General features: G+C 47.5%; 16 protein-coding genes and 1 pseudogene. 9 read left to right on the top strand and 8 right to left on the bottom strand.

The features are described from left to right. The first annotated feature begins 222 nt into the window (after window positions 1–222). Both AC6I8U_RS03600 and AC6I8U_RS03605 read left to right on the top strand, forming a co-directional pair. Window positions 223–900: an oligogalacturonate-specific porin KdgM family protein gene (locus tag AC6I8U_RS03600; RefSeq protein ID WP_042473740.1), complete on the top strand. Its 678-nt coding sequence runs from the start codon at window positions 223–225 to the stop codon at window positions 898–900. Window positions 901–1253: 353 nt separating this feature from the next. Continuing rightward, complete coding sequence (locus tag AC6I8U_RS03605) at window positions 1254–1997, top strand: oligogalacturonate-specific porin KdgM family protein (RefSeq protein ID WP_498017773.1); 744 nt, start codon at window positions 1254–1256, stop codon at window positions 1995–1997. Between the two features lie 31 nt (window positions 1998–2028). Here AC6I8U_RS03605 and AC6I8U_RS03610 read toward each other — a convergent pair whose 3' ends face one another. Then, window positions 2029–2478 carry a DUF411 domain-containing protein gene (locus AC6I8U_RS03610; RefSeq protein ID WP_234495315.1) on the bottom strand — a complete coding sequence of 150 codons (450 nt, stop codon included), beginning with the start codon at window positions 2476–2478 and terminating at the stop codon, window positions 2029–2031. A 91-nt stretch (window positions 2479–2569) separates the two neighbouring features. Beyond that, window positions 2570–5299: a heavy metal translocating P-type ATPase gene (locus tag AC6I8U_RS03615; protein ID WP_498018311.1), complete on the bottom strand. Its 2730-nt coding sequence runs from the start codon at window positions 5297–5299 to the stop codon at window positions 2570–2572. 203 nt (window positions 5300–5502) lie between these two features. Here AC6I8U_RS03615 and gltX point away from each other — a divergent pair, with 203 nt between their 5' ends. Further along, window positions 5503–6930 (top strand): glutamate--tRNA ligase, encoded by a 1428-nt coding sequence (gltX, locus tag AC6I8U_RS03620; protein WP_042473746.1) that lies wholly within the window; start codon window positions 5503–5505, stop codon window positions 6928–6930. 137 nt (window positions 6931–7067) lie between these two features. On the opposite strand, the pseudogene dxs reads toward gltX, so the two are convergent. The 3 genes and pseudogenes from dxs to xseB all read right to left on the bottom strand — a co-directional run bounded on the left by dxs (window position 7068) and on the right by xseB (window position 10106). After that, window positions 7068–8934, bottom strand: a pseudogene (gene dxs, locus AC6I8U_RS03625) (1-deoxy-D-xylulose-5-phosphate synthase). Window positions 8935–8958: 24 nt separating this feature from the next. Beyond that, complete coding sequence (gene ispA, locus AC6I8U_RS03630) at window positions 8959–9843, bottom strand: (2E,6E)-farnesyl diphosphate synthase (RefSeq protein WP_498017774.1); 885 nt, start codon at window positions 9841–9843, stop codon at window positions 8959–8961. A 20-nt stretch (window positions 9844–9863) separates the two neighbouring features. Next, window positions 9864–10106, bottom strand: coding sequence for an exodeoxyribonuclease VII small subunit (xseB, locus tag AC6I8U_RS03635; RefSeq protein ID WP_042473750.1), 243 nt, complete (start codon window positions 10104–10106; stop codon window positions 9864–9866). Between the two features lie 335 nt (window positions 10107–10441). Here xseB and pomA point away from each other — a divergent pair, with 335 nt between their 5' ends. The 3 genes from pomA to thiI all read left to right on the top strand — a co-directional run bounded on the left by pomA (window position 10442) and on the right by thiI (window position 13887). Beyond that, window positions 10442–11206, top strand: a complete 765-nt coding sequence (pomA, locus tag AC6I8U_RS03640; protein WP_042473753.1) for a flagellar motor protein PomA — start codon at window positions 10442–10444, stop codon at window positions 11204–11206. Between the two features lie 87 nt (window positions 11207–11293). After that, on the top strand, window positions 11294–12178 hold the full coding sequence (locus tag AC6I8U_RS03645) for a flagellar motor protein MotB (RefSeq protein WP_419153435.1): 885 nt from the start codon (window positions 11294–11296) through the stop codon (window positions 12176–12178). Between the two features lie 260 nt (window positions 12179–12438). After that, window positions 12439–13887 (top strand): tRNA uracil 4-sulfurtransferase ThiI, encoded by a 1449-nt coding sequence (thiI, locus tag AC6I8U_RS03650; RefSeq protein ID WP_394150736.1) that lies wholly within the window; start codon window positions 12439–12441, stop codon window positions 13885–13887. A 137-nt stretch (window positions 13888–14024) separates the two neighbouring features. Here thiI and AC6I8U_RS03655 read toward each other — a convergent pair whose 3' ends face one another. Continuing rightward, window positions 14025–15596 (bottom strand): LysM peptidoglycan-binding domain-containing protein, encoded by a 1572-nt coding sequence (locus tag AC6I8U_RS03655; RefSeq protein WP_498017775.1) that lies wholly within the window; start codon window positions 15594–15596, stop codon window positions 14025–14027. Window positions 15597–15672: 76 nt separating this feature from the next. Next, a complete protein-coding gene (gene gloB / locus AC6I8U_RS03660; protein ID WP_252012222.1) occupies window positions 15673–16431 on the bottom strand; it encodes a hydroxyacylglutathione hydrolase in 759 nt (252 codons plus the stop codon). Between the two features lie 38 nt (window positions 16432–16469). Here gloB and AC6I8U_RS03665 point away from each other — a divergent pair, with 38 nt between their 5' ends. Beyond that, entirely contained in the window at window positions 16470–17210 is a 741-nt protein-coding gene (locus tag AC6I8U_RS03665; protein ID WP_498017776.1) for a methyltransferase domain-containing protein, read from the top strand. Here AC6I8U_RS03665 and rnhA read toward each other — a convergent pair. After that, window positions 17207–17671: a ribonuclease HI gene (gene rnhA / locus AC6I8U_RS03670; RefSeq protein ID WP_042473763.1), complete on the bottom strand. Its 465-nt coding sequence runs from the start codon at window positions 17669–17671 to the stop codon at window positions 17207–17209. The genes AC6I8U_RS03665 and rnhA overlap by 4 nt on opposite strands. A 57-nt stretch (window positions 17672–17728) precedes the next feature. On the opposite strand from rnhA, the gene dnaQ reads away from it, so the two are divergent. Together dnaQ and AC6I8U_RS03680 are read left to right on the top strand one after the other, a co-directional pair. Then, window positions 17729–18472, top strand: coding sequence for a DNA polymerase III subunit epsilon (dnaQ, locus tag AC6I8U_RS03675; protein ID WP_252012218.1), 744 nt, complete (start codon window positions 17729–17731; stop codon window positions 18470–18472). Window positions 18473–18481: 9 nt separating this feature from the next. After that, a complete protein-coding gene (locus AC6I8U_RS03680) occupies window positions 18482–19726 on the top strand; it encodes a TIGR03503 family protein (RefSeq protein ID WP_498017777.1) in 1245 nt (414 codons plus the stop codon). Window positions 19727–19739: the final 13 nt, after the last annotated feature.

Here is a 19739-nt window from a genome sequence, read left to right on the forward strand (position 1 = left end):
TTCTTCGCAAAAATAGATATAAATTTATATTTTGTTTTAAGTTGTTGTTTTTATTGTGTTTATATTTTCGTGTTCTTTCGGATGGTGATTATGATCACTAAAAGGCCTTAATTATTTGTTAGCGCGAAATAAATGTCGTTATATTGTGCTCAAGCCAACTGGCAACGAAACAAGACGGCACCATAAGCCGCCCGTATATCAACAAATATAGGTGTTTTTACCATGAAAAAAGTCCTCGCTCTTACCGCTTTAGCAGTAGCTTCAACAAGTGCATTTGCTGGTTCTTCTTATGTAACAGGTAACGTTCAATTCCACGATACTTACCTGCAAGGTTCAAAAGCGACATCAACGCTAGAAGCTGGCCATACGTTCGACTCAAACACGACACTTCTAGTAGAGTTTGATGCTATTCCTCTTGGTGACGTAAAAGATACCGATCGTCCATTACCTTTTACAACACTAGGAGCTGAGCAAGTATTCAATGTAACAGACAACTTCTGGTTGGCAGCTGGTTATCATCATCTAGTACAGGCTGGTGATACTGTACAGTACCGTCCACTTATCAAAATTGGCTATAACTTCGATAACGGCATCTCTCTAAGCAACCGTACCCGTCATCACATTCAAGCAGATAAGAACAAAGATGACGAAACTCGCTTAGATAACAAAATTGCGTACCAATTTGCAGATCAGCCAGTCGCTGTTAGCTACAACAATATCTATGTTATTAAGCAAGGTGACAACGATAACACTATGGATCACGAGCTTCGTGCAACTTGGACTCGCGATGGCGTTCAGCCTTACTTTGAGTTCCGTAGCCAGGCTCATGGTCTTAAAGACAGTAATGGTAGCAGCCTAGTGAACAATGCGTTTGTGTTTGGTGCTTCTTACGGCTTCTAAGTAAACTCCACACGTTTATAAAAAGGCTCCAAATGGAGCCTTTTTTATTTCCCTCGTGCTCGGGCTAGTTTTTGATATGACTTTTTATCTTTTGAAAAGAAATAACCTTGTTTGATGAGGTTGTTATTTAAACAGATTTGGTATTCAAATTAACTCTTCAGGTCATGTTGGTGTCATTGGTATTGTTTTGTTCTGACTTTGACTTGACTTCAAAGGCAGGATTTAAGCTATAGCCCTTTCCGCTGTGGCTTTATGAATATTTATAGTTGTCGTGTCCCTGACATTGTTGGTATTTGCAACTCGCTGTTCTGATGAGCACAATCGCCGCAAATTTTAGTTAGGGAATCCATTATATGCGCCTCTTAATAATTGTAGGCTTGTTGTTTGCTTCATTGTCTGCAAGTGCCGCCTCTTCATACATCGAAGGCAACATCCAATTTAATAGCACTTACCTTTACGATTCTAAAACCACTGCCAAAATGGAAGCGGGTCATACCTTTGATACGGATACGACGGTTCGTTTTATCGTAGAGGACATTCCCATTGGTAAGACGCCATACAGTCATCATAACCACCACGATAATGTTTACTATGGTCACTCCGCACGTGCGCCGCTGACTACACTAGGGGTTGAACAGAAGTTTCAGATGTCGAAAAACTTTTGGCTTGGGGCAGGCTATGAGCACTTGATGCAACTTGGTGAGACTGTCCAATATCGCCCATTGTTTAAGATTGGGTATGACTTTGATGAGGGACTGTCACTGAGTCATCGCACGCGCGTTGAAGCCTATGCAAAGCATGACCGCTGGGGTTACAAGCCAGATATCGACTATCGTTTCGACAGCAAGGTAGAGTATCAGTTAAAAACTCATCCGATTAAGCTGCACTATAACAACGTTTACCATATGAGCGGGGCTTACCATCCTTACTACCCATATACCGACAATGCGATGGACCATGAATTTAGGTTAACGCTGACTAAGTTCGCATTTCAGCCTTATTTTGAATACAAGAACCAAGGCACGTTTCGAACGCCATATTACCCACGTGGCACGGCAAACTCAGCCATTGTGGTAGGTGGTACTTATCACTTCTAAAAAAACGCCCACTTTATGTGGGCGTTGTCGTTTACATGTTGTACGAACGGTAGGAAAAGACTTGCCCTTCTTCGTTGTAAGCATAGACATGATACGGGTCTTTTTGATCGCCATATTCCATACCAGGAGAGCCAACAGGCATCCCTGGTACAGCTAAGCCCTTCGCACCTTTTGGTGGGTTTTCTAGAAACGCCTTGATATCGTCAGCGGGAATATGCCCTTCAAACACATAGTCGCCGATAACTGCCGTATGACACGAGGCGAGCTCCGGTTTGATGCCAAGCTTTTGTTTTATTGGGTTCATATTCTTATGATCTTCGACGGTGACCGTGAAGCCTGCGTCTTCCATGTGCGTGACCCAGTCTTTACAACATCCGCAGTATGGGGATTTATAGGTCAGTACATTGGTTGCAAACGCCGAGCCTGCTAGCATCGCCAGCGATAGCGTTGCCAGTTTTATAAATCGTTTTTGGTTCGACATAGTTCATCCTCTTTAACATTGCATTGTTATCAACAATCACCAAGTGCTTCATATAACCTTATTTTAGATTGTCAGTCATGTTGAGCACTGGTTAGTTTTTATAGTGGAACTTTCTTAATCGATTAGCATTGGTTACGACCGTAATAGAAGAAAGTGCCATTGCTGCCCCTGCAAAAACAGGGCTAAGCAAAAATCCGAACAGTGGGTATAACACACCAGCAGCAATTGGGATGCCTAAGGTGTTGTAGATAAACGCACCGAACAAGTTCTGTTTAATATTCTTCACCGTCGCTTTAGAGAGCGCGATTGCATGAGCCACACTAGCAGGGTTGCTGTTTAGTAGCGTCATTGGGGCGCTTTCTATCGCGACATCGCTACCCGAGCCCATAGCGATACCCACATCTGCGAGCGCTAGTGCCGGCGCGTCATTGATACCGTCACCGACCATGGCGACATGTTGATACTGTTTTCTAAGCGCTTCGATATGCGCGGCTTTTTCATCTGGTAATACTTCAGAGAACACCTCATCAACACCAACTTGCTCTCCAATGACTTTTGCAACGTGGCGATTGTCACCTGTTAGCATAATGGTCTCTATACCTTGATTTTGGAGGGCTTCAATCGCTTGTTTTGCCTCTGGTTTGATTTGATCGGCAATGGTGATTAAGCCTGCAGGTTTTGAGTCAACTAGGATAACGATTGGGGTCAAAGCCTTGGTCGCGGCGTCTGAAATTGATGCGTCTAGCGCGGTAATATCTACCTGTGACGCTCTGATATGATTTAGAGAAGCAACGAGCACGTGGCGACCTTCCACCACTCCTTGAACGCCTCTACCTTTGAGGTTCTCAAACTCGGTTGGCTCATTGACCTCTGTTTCAGCCCAATAATCGGTGACGGCCTTGGCGAGAGGATGTTCAGAGCGTTTCTCTAATGGCAGTACCAATCTAGCAAGCTCCATTTCGGATAGGCCAACGGTTTGGACGCCTTGTACTTTAGGTTGCCCCAACGTGAGCGTTCCCGTCTTGTCAAATACGACAGCGTTGATCTTGCTAAGCTTCTGTAGTGCATCCGCATCCTTAATCAGAATCCCAGCTTGCGCGGCATTACCTATGCCAACGGTGATAGACAGTGGGGTAGCAAGACCCAGAGCGCAAGGGCAGGCGATGATAAGTACGGTTGTCGTGACCACAAGCATGTAGCTTGCCTTTGGCTCTGGGCCTACTAAGAACCAAACCGCCGCAGCGCCTAAGGCAATGAGCACAACCACAGGGACAAACACTGCAGAGATGGAATCTGCGAGCTTCGCAATAGCGGGTTTGCTGCTCTGTGCGTCTCGAACTAGATTAATAATGCGTGACAGCATGGTATTGGCGCCGACACCCGTTGCGTCTATCACCAAACTGCCATCGGTGTTCACGGTACCGGCTGACACCTTGTCGCCAATCCCTTTAAGTGCGGCAATGGGTTCGCCAGTGAGCATAGATTCATCGACATAGCTGTGACCCTCAGAAACTTGTCCGTCGACGGGGACCTTTTCACCCGGCTTAATTCGCAGTCTCATGCCAAGCTGAATATCGGAAACGGCCAACTCGATGTCTTTGCCATCGATGATCGCCGTCGCCACTTGGGGTTGAAGGTTCATCAGCGCCTGTAAGGATTGATTGGTCTTGGCTTTCGCTTTGGCTTCTATGTAGTGACCGAGCGAGATCAGTCCGACGATCATCGCGCTTGCCTCAAAATACACATGACGTGATGGTTCTGGGAACCAGCTCGGAGCGATGACGACGAGCATCGAGTAGAACCATGCTGCGCCCGTGCCCAGAGCAACTAAGGTATCCATGGTGGCACGACCGTGCGTTAGTGATTTATAAGCGTTGATATAGAAATCACGACCTGCCGTCGCGAGAAGCCATAAACAGAGTATGCCGACAGCGCCCCAAGCTATTTGATCGCCAGAGTGACGGATCATCATACTGCCACCCAGCACGCCCCACAGCATCAATGGTGCTCCGACTGCTAGTGCGACAATAGTATTCTTTTTTTGCTGCGCTTGATGAGCAATCAGTGCTTGCTGCTGTTGCTGCTGGCTAGTCGCTAGGTCCTCGACTAACTCCCCTTGGTAACCGGCATTGCTAATCGCTTTTAATAGCGGTGTCTGGATATCAGCTATCGGCAAGGCGGTGCTGACCATAGCGCTTTGCTCAGCAAGGTTTACGCGAGCAATGTCGACACCAGGCACGGAGAGAAGTGCTTTCTCTACTGACGAGACACAGCTCGCACAGGTCATGCCTTGAATCAGCAAATGAATACTCGGTAGGTGGGCGTTTTGTGAAACTTCGACGGGCTGTTGGATTTCAGGCTCTTTCTTATGATGCTCCGAATGTTCAACGGCAGTGTCTGCCGCAGACTCATTAGATGGCTTCGCTACTTGTTCTGTCACTAAAGTTGCGTGATAACCAACCTCTTCGATGGCATCAACTATGCTGTTTACGCTAAGTGTTGATTCCAGAGTTAGTGATTGCTTACTGATCTCAACAATGTCGCTGCCTTCGAGCGATTGCAGTTTTTCACGCAGCTTTGCTACACATTTACCGCAGTTTAGCCCCGAGAGTTCAAATACCCATACAGGCTTAGCTTGGTAACCAAAGCCTTCAACAATCTCAATCACTGTACTCACATCACTTTGTATTGAGACCTTAAGTGTTTGCTTATCGATATGGTCGATATGGATGTCATTGGTCGATGCTTCGACAGCATTTTTGACTTTATTCACGCAACCCATACAGGATAAACCCGATAAATTAAGCGTATAACTAACCATAACCCACCTCAAAATTCGTTCATTGTTGTTAACCATAAACCTTCCCTCAAGGGTAAGGTCAAGAGATTTGATCACATTGACTTTGGTTGATGAGGTTATTGGGTATAGTGATTGTAGAATTAGCGCAAGGTGATAAAATAGCGCCCAAAATTTGCAACGCATAATGATGAGCATTGTGCGACGTTGACAACAAGGTACTTTCGATGACGGTTAAAACACGTTTTGCTCCAAGCCCTACAGGCTATCTTCACGTCGGTGGTGCGCGTACTGCACTGTATTCTTGGCTATTTGCTAAAAACCAAGGCGGTGAATTCGTTCTACGTATTGAAGATACAGATCTTGAGCGTAACTCTCAGGAAGCAGTAGATGCGATCCTAGAAGGCATGCAGTGGATGGGTCTTGAGTGGGACGAGGGTCCGTACTACCAGTCTAAGCGTTTTGATCGCTACAACGAAATGGTAGAGAAACTACTTGCTGAAGACAAAGCATACAAATGCTATGCACCAAAAGAACTTCTAGAAGAGATCCGTGCAGAGCAAGAAGCGAACAAAGAGATCCCTCGCTACGATGCGAATCATCCGAAGATTGTTGCGGCTAATGCAGCAGCGAAAGAGGGTGATCCATGTGTGATTCGTTTCCGCAACCCGAAAGAGGGCAGCGTAGTATTTGATGATCAAATTCGTGGCCGTATCGAGATCGCAAACAGCCAAATGGATGATCTGATCATTCGTCGTACTGATGGTGCGCCAACATACAACTTCGTTGTTGTGGTTGATGACTGGGATATGGGTATCACTCATGTGGTGCGCGGTGAAGACCACATCAATAACACACCACGTCAAATCAACATCTATGAAGCACTTGGTGCGCCAGTACCGACATTCGCACACTGTGCAATGATTTTAGGTGATGACGGCGCTAAGCTATCTAAGCGTCACGGCGCTGTGTCAGTGATGCAATATCGTGATGAAGGTTACCTACCAAACGCACTAAACAACTATTTAGTACGTCTAGGTTGGTCTCACGGTGACCAAGAAATCTTCTCTCAAGAAGAGATGATCAACTTGTTCTCTCTAGATGCGATCTCTAAGTCAGCATCAGCGTTCAATACAGACAAACTGAACTGGTTGAACAACCACTACATTAAGACCTCTGAACCAGAGTATGTAGCGAAGTACCTTCAATGGCACCTTGATGAGCAAAAGCTGAACACTGAAAATGGTCCAGCGATCACTGAGGTGATCAAACTTGTTGGCGAGCGCTGCAATACCTTGGTTGAGCTTGCTGAGCAAATCCGTTACTTCTACGAAGACTTCTCTGAGTTTGAAGCGGGCGCAGCTAAGAAACACCTGCGTGGCGTTGCGAAGCAGCCTCTAGAAGTAGCGCTAGCGAAAGTAGAAGCGCTACAAGAGTGGACAACGGCAAACATTAAAGAGCAAGTGATTGCGGCAGTTTGCGAAGAGCTAGAAATCGGCATGGGCAAAATCGGTATGCCACTTCGCGTAGCGGTAACGGGTGGTGGTCAATCTCCATCAGTAGACGCTGTGATGGAGCTTGTTGGTAAAGAGCGCGTGATTGCTCGCATTAAGATGGCGCTAGAGTTTATCGCTGAGCGTGAAGCAAACGCATAATTGCCATCCAATTGGATTTGAAAAGCCGCAACCTAGGTTGCGGCTTTTTTTGTGTCCGTAAGTTATCCGAATGAGAAAAAGTGGCATTAAAAAAGCGACCACAAGGTCGCTTTAGCTTTCTCTAACCAGAAATATCTCTATTTAGAGATGTAATCACGAATAGACGCTTCGATACCCGCAGCATCAAGACCAAGCTCTGCATATAGCTCATCCTGTGTGCCTTGTGCGATAAACCTGTCTGGAAGACCAAGGTTTAGTACTGGCTTCATTAGCTTCTCTTGCATCATGAACTCTATGACACCAGCACCTGCACCGCCAGCGATCGCGTTCTCTTCAAGAGTCACAATCACATCGTGGCTATCGCACAGCTCCTTGATAAGCGCCTCATCGAGCGGCTTAACAAATCGCATATCTGCCGCTGTCGCGTTTAGGTTTTCTGCTGCAACCAGCGCGTTGTCTAAGAAGGTACCGAATGACAAGATGGCTACTTTCTCACCTTCGCGAACAACACGGCCTTTACCAATCTCTAAGGCGGTAAACTCAGCTTCAGGTGTTGTGCCGTTACCGCTGCCACGAGGGTAGCGAACCGCACTTGGACCAGTGTGTATGTGACCTGTGTAGAGCATCTGACGACATTCGTTCTCATCGCTTGGTGCCATGATCACCATATTTGGAATACAACGCATAAAGCTGAGATCGAACGCACCTTGGTGGGTTTGACCATCGGCTCCAACCAGACCTGCACGGTCGATGGCAAACATCACCGGCAGATCCATAATGGCGACATCATGGATTAGCTGATCGTAGCCACGCTGCAAGAAGGTTGAGTAGATTGCCACGATTGGCTTGTTGCCAGCAATCGCCATGCCCGTTGCAAGTGTCACCGCATGCTGCTCGGCAATCGCGACATCAAAGTACTGACTCGGATACTCTTTCGAGAAGCGAACCATACCAGAGCCTTCACGCATCGCTGGCGTGATTGCCATTAGTGATGGGTCTTTCGCTGCCATATCACACAGGAAGTCACCAAATATCTTCGAGTAAGTCGGCTTGCTTGAACTGCTTTTTGGCAGGCAAGAGTGTGAAGGGTCAAACTTCGGCACACCGTGGTAGCCGATAGGATCCTTCTCAGCAGGCTCATAGCCCTTGCCTTTCTTGGTCATAATATGCAGGAACTGTGGACCTTTTAGCTCACGCATATTCTTGAGTGTTTTGACCAGCTCATTAACATCATGGCCATCGATAGGACCAATGTAATTAAAGCCTAACTCTTCGAATAAGGTTCCTGGGACGATCATGCCCTTGATATGCTCTTCGGTACGCTTGACCAGTTCCTTAATTGGAGGAAGTCCAGACAGAGCTTTTTTTGCCACCCTCACGAATTGAGGTATACAAGCTACCAGACAACACTTGAGCAAGGTGGTTGTTCAGGGCACCAACGTTCTCAGAGATGGACATCTCGTTGTCGTTAAGGATGACCAGCATGTCAGGGTGAACATCACCTGCGTGGTTTAGTGCTTCAAACGCCATACCTGCCGTAATAGCGCCATCACCGATAACGCTAACGACTTTGCGATCTTTGCCTTCTTTAGCGGCAGAAATCGCCATGCCAAGACCCGCACTGATCGACGTTGATGAGTGACCAACAGACAGTGTGTCGTACTCACTTTCTTCGCGCCATGGGAAAGGGTGTAACCCGTCTTTTTGACGGATAGTCGATAATTGCTCACGACGGCCAGTTAAGATCTTATGAGGGTAGGCTTGATGGCCCACGTCCCAGATAAGCTGGTCGAAAGGTGTGTTGTAGACGTAATGCAGAGCAACTGTGAGTTCCACAGTGCCTAGTCCGGAAGCCAAGTGTCCACTAGACTGGCTCACTGAATTTAGCAAATACGTCCTTAGCTCCTCACACAGCTTAGGTAAAGATTCCTTCGGCATCAGACGAAGTTCTTCTGGCGTGTTTGCTAATGTCAGTGTCGGATACTTTGAAATATCAAGTGTCATAGTTATTTAGCGCTTTAATATAGTCTAGTTGTTGCGCTCGATGACATATCGTGCGAAGTCTTCGAGTAATTGCGTATTGTAGGGTATCGCTTGCAAAGCACAAAGTGCTTCTTCAAATAGTTGCGTAGCTTTTTGCTGCGCGCCCTCCAGCCCAAGTAAGGCAGGATAGGTACTCTTATTGAGTTCGACATCGGAGCCTTGAGGTTTCCCGAGTGTTTCCGTGTCGCTAACAATGTCTAGAATGTCGTCTTGCACCTGAAACGCAAGACCAATAGCCTCAGCGTAGTTCTCAAGCTGAGGAAGATACTCACGCCCTTTCTCTCCAGCGGCTAACGCGCCGAGCTGAACCGCGCATTTAATAAGCGCGCCAGTCTTGTGGCGGTGTATCTGCTCTAGCTCTTCCAAGCCTACTGAGCGATTTTCCGCTTCCAAGTCCAGTGCTTGGCCAATACACATACCAGCGGCACCAGACGCGTTCGCGAGTTCTTTCACCATATTGATACGTTGAGACTCGGCAAATGACGCTAATGGGCCTTCAGATAGTATCGTAAATGCCAATGTTTGAAGTGCGTCGCCTGTCAAAATAGCGGTTGCTTCATCAAACTCAATGTGGCAGGTCGGCTTACCGCGACGAAGTTCATCGTCATCCATCGCAGGGAGATCGTCGTGGATGAGCGAATAAGCATGAATACATTCGATGGCTGCAGCAGGGGTGTCGAGCTCCTCTTCAGTGCATCCAAAGATAGAACCTGTTGCATAAACTAGAAAAGGCCTTGCGCGTTTGCCGCCAAGAAGTAAGGCGTAGCGCATGGCCTCAATGAGTCTTTGCTGTTGAAACGGGTAGCGGTCCAACCAAGCATCCAGTTGCTCGTTGTTGCGCATTTGATAAGACTTCAAAGCCTCAATCATGGGGATACTCACTTTTGAAATTATTCTGACTGCTGAGCGAAGTCTTGCAGGTCCGCGTCGTCATCCTTAGCTAGGAGAATACTCACTTTTTGCTCCGCTTCTGTCAGCTTTTGCTGTCCAGCTCTCGCTAAGGCGATGCCTCGCTCAAACTTTTTCAGCGCGTCGTCAAGCGCTAGGTCGCCATTTTCTAATTGTTCTACCAGCGTATCCAGCTCATCGACTGTCGCTTCGAAAGACATGTTTTCAGGTTTCTTAGTCGCCATAACGTACTTATTTTTTATGAAATGATCGAACGTTACATGAGCGGCTAGCGATGGTCAAACTTAAGGTGCTAAAAATGCTGTGAAGATACGTCGCAGGCTTTTTGATTGCTAAAAAAAGCGCCAATATCGTGCCTCAAAACAATGAGGTTAAGGGCTTTTCTATCTGATAAAAGAGGAGAAGTGATCACTGGTCACGCAATTTTGTGATTTTGTGGTCATAAATCACTTAAAGATATCGTCACTTGGTCGATAACCTTAGAGCAACGAGATAGACTCGGTGAGCTCGAATAGCTCACCAGAGTTTCTAAGACGTCAAATTTTTCATGGAGTGTTGAGTGGATTTAGCAACGCTGATAGGCCTCATTGGTGGGGTCGCTTCGATAATTATCGCAATGGTGCTGGGTGGCAGCATCATGACTTACTTCGATACAACCTCGGTATTTATCGTAATCGGGGGCTCGACCTTTGTCGTCTTGATGAAGTTCACCTTGGGGCAGTTTTTTGGGGCAACCAAAATTGCCAGTAAGGCGTTCATGTTCAAGACCGACGAACCAGAAGATCTCATCGCTAAAATTGTGGAAATGGCAGACGCGGCTCGTAAGGGCGGCTTCCTAGCGCTTGAAGAAATGGATATCCAAAACAGCTTTATGCAAAAGGGCATCGATCTTCTTGTAGATGGACACGATGCAGAGGTTGTACGCAATGCAATGCAAAAAGACATCGCGTTAACAGACGAGCGTCATGAGAAAGGCGCCGCGGTGTTTCGATCATACGGTGATGTGGCACCGGCCATGGGTATGATTGGTACGCTGGTGGGTCTGGTTGCGATGCTATCTAACATGGATGACCCTAAGTCCATCGGTCCTGCGATGGCCATTGCACTTTTGACAACCCTATATGGTGCCATGCTTGCGAACATGCTGTTTTTCCCTATCGCTGACAAACTGACGCTGCGCCGAGAGCAAGAAAACCTTAACCGCCGCTTGATCATGGATGGCGTATTAGCGATTCAAGATGGTCAAAACCCGCGTGTCATTGATGGGTACCTGAAGAACTACATCAACGAGAGTAAACGAGCCTTCGACCTCGATGGTGAGTAGTACCGTGTCCGTAATGAATTGCAACGGGATTAAATGATGGAAGAGAAAGCAAAATGTAAATGCCCACCTCCTGGGGCGCCCGCTTGGATGGCGACTTTCTCTGATCTCATGTCGCTGTTGATGTGCTTCTTCGTACTCTTGCTGTCGTTCTCTGAGATGGATGTACTGAAGTTTAAGCAGATAGCAGGTTCAATGAAGTTTGCGTTTGGTGTTCAGAACCGACTGGAAGTGAAAGATATCCCTAAGGGCACCAGTATTATCGCGCAGGAGTTTCGTCCTGGTCGTCCAGAGCCAACGCCGATTGATGTGATCATGCAGCAGACCATTGATATCACTCAGCAAACTCTCGAGTTTCAAGAAGGGGATTCAGACAGAGCGGGTGGCAATCAGCGTGATGATGGCAAGATCACTGGCGGGCAAACCGCGGATCGAACTCAGAAAAACCAAATAGGCACAGCCTCGGCAGAGAATGAGCAGCAGAATGAAGATCTTGAGAAGTTAGAAGAGCTCATCAAGCAGGCGTTACAACAAGAGATCAATCAAGGCGCTGTAGAGGTGGAAAACCTTGGGCAGCAGTTGGTGATTCGAATTCAAGAGAAGGGGGCTTTCCCTGAGGGTTCGGCATTCCTGCAACCTAAATTTAGGCCTCTGGTGCGTCAAGTTGCCGACCTAGTGAAAGACATCCCGGGTCAAGTGCGAGTATCGGGCCATACCGATAATCTGCCGTTGGACTCAGAGCTATATCGTTCGAACTGGGATCTAACATCGCAGCGCGCCGTATCCGTCGCCCAAGAGATGGAAAAAGTGAAAGGCTTCTCACACCTTAGACTCAGAGTGATAGGTGTTGCTGATACCGAGCCGCTTGGACCCAATGATACCGAAAGACAGCGAGCTCGAAATCGCCGCGTCGAGATCAGTATTATGCAGGGTGAGCCAGTCTACACCGACGAAGTCTCTGCAGACGGCAATTAGTGACTTTTTAAGTTGATGAAATACCAGAGCTATGCTCTGGTATTTTTGTTTGTGGACTAAAGAAATGCGTGCAGATTTGAATTAAGTCGATTACTCGCATCTTATCGGGCTTGCGGGTATACTTGCGCCCCTGATGAACAATCGCTCAGTCGAGTCTTAGTTTTTAAGCACGCAGAATTGAGCGAATTTGTACTACAGTTGATATGTGTTTCCCTATACTGTCGCGCTCAGACAGCATTGCAACGAGATGTGAAAAGACTATGAGATTTATCGTAAAGCCCCATCCAGAGATTTTTGTAAAAAGCGATTCAGTGCGTAAGCGCTTTACAAGGATCCTTGAGTGCAACCTGCGAATCATTATCCAGCGCCGTACGGAATCGGTGGCGGTGTTTAACCGTCGTGACCACATTGAAGTGAGTGCAAGTTCAGACCAATACTACAAAGAGGTATTGGAGATTCTTACTCAGACCCCTGGTATCCACCACGTGCTTGAGGTTCAGCAATCTGATTTTGCTGACATGCATGATATCTATGAGCAAGTTCTAGAACTTAACGGCAAGCGTATTGAAGGCAAAACCTTCGTCGTGCGTGCGAAGCGTCGCGGTAAGCATGACTTTACCTCGATTGAGCTTGAGCGCTACGTTGGCGGCGGTCTGAATCAAGCGGTAGAAAGTGCGCGTGTGAAGCTGTCTAAGCCGGATGTGACGGTAAACATCGAGGTTGCAAACGACAAGCTTAACCAAGTTATCGCACGTCACAAAGGCCTTGGCGGTTTCCCTCTAGGTACTCAAGAAGATGTACTCAGCCTGATCTCTGGCGGTTTCGACTCTGGTGTATCGAGTTACCTGCATATCAAACGTGGCTCAAAGACGCATTACTGCTTCTTCAACCTAGGCGGCCCTGCTCACGAGATTGGTGTTAAGCAGGTAGCACACTTCCTGTGGAACAAGTACGGCTCGTCAGCGAAGGTGAAGTTCATCTCTGTCGATTTCGAACCGGTTGTTGCTGAGATCCTAGAAAAAGTAGAAGACGGCCAAATGGGCGTCATCCTCAAGCGTATGTTTATGCGTGCTGGTGGTATGCTTGCTGAGAAATTTGGTATTGAAGCACTCGTGACAGGTGAAGCACTGGGTCAGGTATCTAGTCAAACACTGACTAACCTGCGCCATATCGATGGCGTAACAGATACTCTGATTCTTCGTCCTCTTATCAACTGGGATAAAGAAGACATCATCGACCTAGCGCGTGAAATCGGCACCGAAGATTTTGCTAAAACTATGCCAGAATACTGTGGCGTGATTTCTCGCAAGCCGACGGTTAAAGCGGTGAAATCTAAGTTAGAAGCGGAAGAAGAGAAATTTGATTTCTCTGTGCTTGAACAAGTGGTGCGTGACGCTCGTATGATCGATATCCGTGATATCGAGAAAGAGAGCCAAGAGCAGGCACCGGAGGTAGAGCAAGTGGAAGCAGTTGAAAATGATGCTATCGTACTCGACATTCGCAGCGCGGAAGAAGAAGACGAAAACCCATTGGAGTTGGATGGCGTTGAAGTTAAACACCTGCCATTCTTCAAGCTTGGCACTAAGTTTGGTGATCTTGACCAGTCTAAGACTTACCTACTTTATTGTGACCGCGGTGTGATGAGTCGACTGCAAGCGCTTTATCTTCAAGAGCAAGGCTACAGCAACGTTAAGGTTTACCGCCCGTAACGTAACATACTTAGAGAAACGCCAAGCTTTAATGCTTGGCGTTTTTTATTGTCTGCCCGATGGGAATTGTTATCGGTGCTAGATTCCAGCGATAACAAAAACAGTCTCAAGACTGGTTTTTATTACTGTGAAAGTCACTATGCACTGGTCTTAGTGACATCCACATACAACTTCAACTTCTGACCCGGCTTCAGATACTTGCTCTTCTGCAGGCTATTCCACTTCACGACGTCGTTAGTACGAACCTTGAACTTCTGTGCGATACCACTAATGGTGTCGCCACTGCGAACCGAATAGAAAACCGTGCGAATGATCTGTCCGTCGCTGGCATTCTTCCAAATGACCAACTCTTGCCCCACACGCAAGGTATCGCGAGGACCCATACCGTTCCATTTCGCTAGTGACTGATGAGAGACCTTGTTCGCTTTCGCGATAGACCACAGGCTGTCACCACTTTTCACCTGATGAGTGACTTTGTAGTTACCACGAGATGTTGACTGCGTTTTCGCTAAACGGTTTGAGGCGCTTAAGCTATAGGTTGAGTCATCTTTTGTCGAGGTAGGTACAAGCAGGTACTGACCAGCACGGATGTTGTTGTTCTTCAGGCCGTTCGCATTGCGAACTACGTTTGTCGTGGTTTGGTGGCGCTGCGCGATGACACTCAGTGAATCGCCTGACTTGACCTTATAGCGCACTAAACGCATGCCCTTACCACGGTTTTTCTCAAGTTCAGTATTAAACTGCTCGACGCTATCGATTGGTAGCAACAGAGTTTGAGGACCGTCAGGCGCAGTTGCCCATTGGTTGTAAGCTGGGTTATAGCTTTGTAGTTCCTTGACCGAGATACCCGCGTATTTCGCTGCGATCGCAAGATCAAGTTGCTCGTTCGGGTCGATCAGCTCCAACACTGGCTTGTTCGGAATAGGTGGGATCTCTACGCCGTACTTCTCAGCATTCGCTAGAATGTCGGCGAGCGCTAGCAGTTTTGGTACGTAGCCACTGGTCTCTTTTGGAAGATCCAATGAGAAGAAGTCGATCGGTTTGCCAGCATTGCGGTTTTTACGGATAGCACTAGAAACACGGCCGCCGCCACTGTTATAAGCAGCGATAGCATGGTTCCAGTTACCATCAAAGCGATTGTTTAGCTGGGTTAAGTAATCGAGCGCCGCGTTGGTCGATAGAGTCACGTCACGGCGTCCGTCAAACCAATAAGTTTGGTCCAAACCAAACGCTTTGCCGGTTGCAGGCACAAATTGCCATAAACCAGCGGCACTGCCGTGCGAGTAGGCAAAGGCATCAAATGAGCTTTCTACAATCGGAAGCAGCGCAAGCTCGAGCGGTAGATCGCGAGCCTCGATTTCTTCCGTGATCAGATATAAAAACGGCTGTGCACGTTGCGACACCGTCTTTAAATGATTTGGATGTTTGATGTACCACTTGCGATAGTAGTCGACTTTCGCATTGTTTGGGATCTCCATCTCCAGCTGCATCGCGATACGCTTCCATACATCCTCTTGTTGTTGAGGCGTCAGCGCTTTCGGTGCTTGTTTTACATCTGGAGTGGTTACTGAAACGGGCTTTGTTGTTGTAGTTGTCGCTGTTTCTGCAGGAGAGTTGGTAGGCTCTGTTGTGGTACTGCTTGAATCTGGCTGAGTCATTTGACAACCAGCCAGCAACAGGGCGAATGCCCAACTGTATTTCTTATGCATTGTGTTTGCTACAACCTCTTACTTGAACGGTTGAGCATAATACTAATAGGCGTTGGGTCAAACAAGCAGCAAAACGTTAAAATTCGTTCTTCCACTCACGAAGCGCGGTAAAAGTGGCGAGTGGATCATTATTCACACTGCGATTTGCAACCGAGCTCACAACTTCAGTTTGGGTTGTTCTTAGGAAAGGGTTGATCCTTTTCTCTACGGCGATTGAGGTAGGTAGCGTAGGAATTCCCTGTGCTCGTTTTTGGTTGGCTTGATCGCGATACTGATGCAAAAACTCATTATGTGGCTCGACGGCGAGGGCGAATGCCAGATTGCTGAGTGTGTATTCGTGGGTGCAGTACACTTCCGTTTCTTCGGGAAGCAGGGTGAGTTTTTGTAGCGAGTTGTACATTTGCTCTGGTGTGCCTTCAAAGATGCGTCCGCAACCTGCTGAAAAGAGCACGTCACCACAAAAAAGCTTACCATCACCGACATAGCCAATGTGGTCGAGCGTGTGCCCTGGTAAATTTAGAACCAAAAACTCTTCTTGGAACAGGTTGATGCGATGGCCTTCCGATACTCGGTGAGTCAGATGTTCGGTTGAAGAATGTTCAGGACCAATAACACTGATCGAAGGATACTTCTCTACTAACTTCTCAATTCCGCCCGTATGGTCCCAGTGGTGATGAGTCACGAGGATAGTGACCAGCTCAAGATCGTGGCGTTCTAGATAGTCGATAACTGGCTCTGCATCCCCTGGATCGACGACAGCACACAAGTTTTGGTTATTTTGAATAAGCCAGATGTAATTGTCATTAAATGCAGGTATGCTTTTGATATGTAACATTGTTGTTTCTCCAGTTCGGTTTGGGAGATCGCCCGAATATGAAGCCAGCTCGCAGCAAGAAAAAAGTCGACCATCCTCATTCATGGGATGAACTCGCTAATGGGCAATGGGTATCCGAGTCGATTCAAACTCGCCTCGATGAATGGTGCCCTAAGCTATTTGGCTACCACCTACTAAAGCTTGGTGGATTGAGCTGCGAGTTAACGAGCTGCAATTGCAATATTCAGCATCAAGTCAATCTTGATGTTAAAAACCCTCTTCACAATGTTATCGCTGACCGCTACGAATTGCCATTTTTAGAAAAGAGTTTTGATGCGATTATCCTTTCTCATCAGCTAGAGTATGCCGAAGACCCTCATCGAATGCTGCGCGAAGTCGATCGCGTAATGATGGACGATGGTTACTTAGTTCTTACCGGCTTTAATCCCATGAGTTTTACTGGCTTAGCGAGTCTGATGCCTTGGCGAAAAAATAACTTTCCGTGGAGCGGGCGAATGTTTACCCCTGGTCGTATTAAAGACTGGCTAGGGGTACTTAACTATCAGGTGGTTTACGCGGATACCTACGCGCTGTTTCCGATGAAGCGCTACAGGACGATGTGGACCTGGCTTGAGAGCAGTATTGGTGATTGGGCATCACCGATGGGGAGCTTGTACTTTATTGTTGCTAGAAAGCGTACCTATCCGCTAAAACCAATTAAGCCGCACTGGCGTCTTAAAAAGAAACTGACGCCCGCAAGCGTCAGTTATCGAACGGCGGATAAAAAACAGTCGAGCTAGCTCGGCTGGTAACCCGTATCTTCTTCGGTCGGATTTTCTGCGGCTGCACGTGCGAGTTCATCACACATCTCATTCTCGCGGTGCCCTGCGTGACCTTTTACCCAGCGCCAATCAATAGAGTGTCTTGCTGTTTCTGCATCAAGCGCTTTCCATAGGTCGGCGTTTTTTACTGGCTTCTTGTCAGCTGTTTTCCAGCCACGTTTTTTCCAGTTATGGATCCATTGTGTGATGCCTTGGCGAACGTATTGGCTATCTGTGGTCAATATGACCTCACAAGGCTCTTTAAGTGCCTGAAGCGCAACGATAGTAGCCAACATCTCCATTCGATTGTTGGTGGTTAGCGTGTAGCCCTTTGCTAGGGTCTTTTCGTTTTGCTTATAACGCAGAACGATACCGTAGCCACCAGGGCCTGGGTTTCCTAAACAGGAACCATCAGTGAAAATTTCAACCTGCTTCGTCATGATTTGATACTATAGAGTCTTGAGAGTTTATCTTTATAGTCTGACATACAAAACGCCATGAATACCAGTCACAATCCAGAACAGCGCCGAATCGTCGTACTCGATACCGAAACAACCGGTATGAACCGAGAAGGTGGTCCGCATTACCAAGGGCATCGAATCATTGAAATCGGTGCGGTTGAGATCATTAACCGAAAACTGACTGGTCGACATTTCCATGTCTATATCAAACCGGACATGGCGATCCAGCCTGACGCGATTGACGTTCACGGTATTACTGATGAGTTCTTGTTAGATAAGCCACTCTACAAACAGATACATGAAGAGTTCCTCGAGTTTATCAAAGGTGCCGAGCTGGTTGCCCATAACGCGCCCTTCGACGTGGGCTTTATGGACCACGAGTTTGGTATGCTGGATGCGTCGATAGGTAAGACCGAGCAGTACTGCAAGATCACCGATACCCTAGCCATGGCAAAACGCATGGCGAACATGCCGGCTAGGAAAAACCTAGACTCGTTGGCGAAACACTACACTATCGATACCTCTGCTCGTATTCTCCACGGGGCATTGCTCGATGCGGAGATCTTGGCCGATGTTTACCTAGCAATGACTGGTGGACAGACGTCGATGCAGTTCAACGCTGGTCAATCTGATGGCGATGCTGGTGGCGAATCCATTAAGCGTCTTACATCCTCGCGAAAATCATTAAAGGTTTTGGTCGCTTCTGCCGATGAAATAGATGCGCATAATGCGCGTTTAGATATCGTTGAAAAAGGCGGCAGTTGTCTCTGGCGTCAGTAGGAGAGAAACATGCAGAGGATAATGCTAGCGATAGCGGTGTGGCTATCGCTGACGGTCGGTGCAATCGCGAGTGAGTCCTCTATGCCATTTCTCGATAATCGGTTTCGTGTGGATGAAACCGTCGACCGAATTACCTTTTTGGTTTATCGAGAAGACCGTTCTAAGCCAGTAACCTTAGTCAGACCTGACGGCAAAAAATATTACGCGTGGCGCCACCCATCGCATGTTCATTGGATAGAAGAACCGACGGTAGACGTGATTACCATCGAGCGCCCTATGCCAGGACCCTGGCAAGCAATTGGCAAGGTGACGCCAAAGAATAATATTCAGATTATCTCCCAGTTGACGTTACAAGCAGAAACCCTACCGCAGCGCATTTATCAGGGTGAGAAGCTAAAGTTTACCGCTCGCTTGATGACGGATAATGAACCACTCATCGTTGAAAATATCCTAGACCGAGTGAACCTTCGCGTTGTTATGACTCGCTATCTAGAGGAGCAAGCGCAAGCAACGGCGAAAGTCGCGCCAGTTCCTATTGTTATTGGTGAGTTCCTCGATAATGGCGAGGGTCTGGATGAGCGTGCAGGAGATGGCATCTTCACGGTTGAGCTGCCGATAACTATCGAACCTGGTAAGTACAATGTTCGAATTACCACCGGAAACGGGGTTTTCTTGCGAGCACTTGAGCAAGAAGTGTTTGTTTATCCCACTCCGTTCGTCACTCGTTTTTTACAAGGTGAGGGTGATGTCCCGCACCGCGTGCAGGTGAGAGGGGAAGCGGCCACCATTGAAACTGGGTCACTTGCTGCCTCGATTGAGCTTCAAGAGCCAGATGAAACAGAGAGCATCGTTCAGCACCAAGCAGGTCGTGATGAAAACGAGATGCTGATTCAGTTTAACGATCGCCATCAGATCGGCACGTATCATTGGTCAGGGCATGTCTACGCAAATGAAGCCGCATCTGGAAGAGCCCTAGTGTTTGATTTGCCAGATAGAACTTTCAGTGTGGTTGGGGCCATTGATCTGGCAAAGGCGGAGCAGATGCAGCAAGCCGCGCGAGAAGCTCGTAAGAAGGCTGAGCAGGAAGCACAAATACTGGCGCATAGGCAAGAAGTACGTAAGAAGGCGATAATTGCGATTGCTGCTGGTAACCTCATACTCTTGATTATCGGTGGTCTCACCTGGTGGCTATTGAGGCGTCGAAAGGCAGTGAAAGCCTCGTTACCTGAGATGCAATTAAAAATGCCCGGTTAATTAAGTTCATATC

It is taken from the genome of Vibrio sp. KUL80 (genome assembly GCF_059725495.1).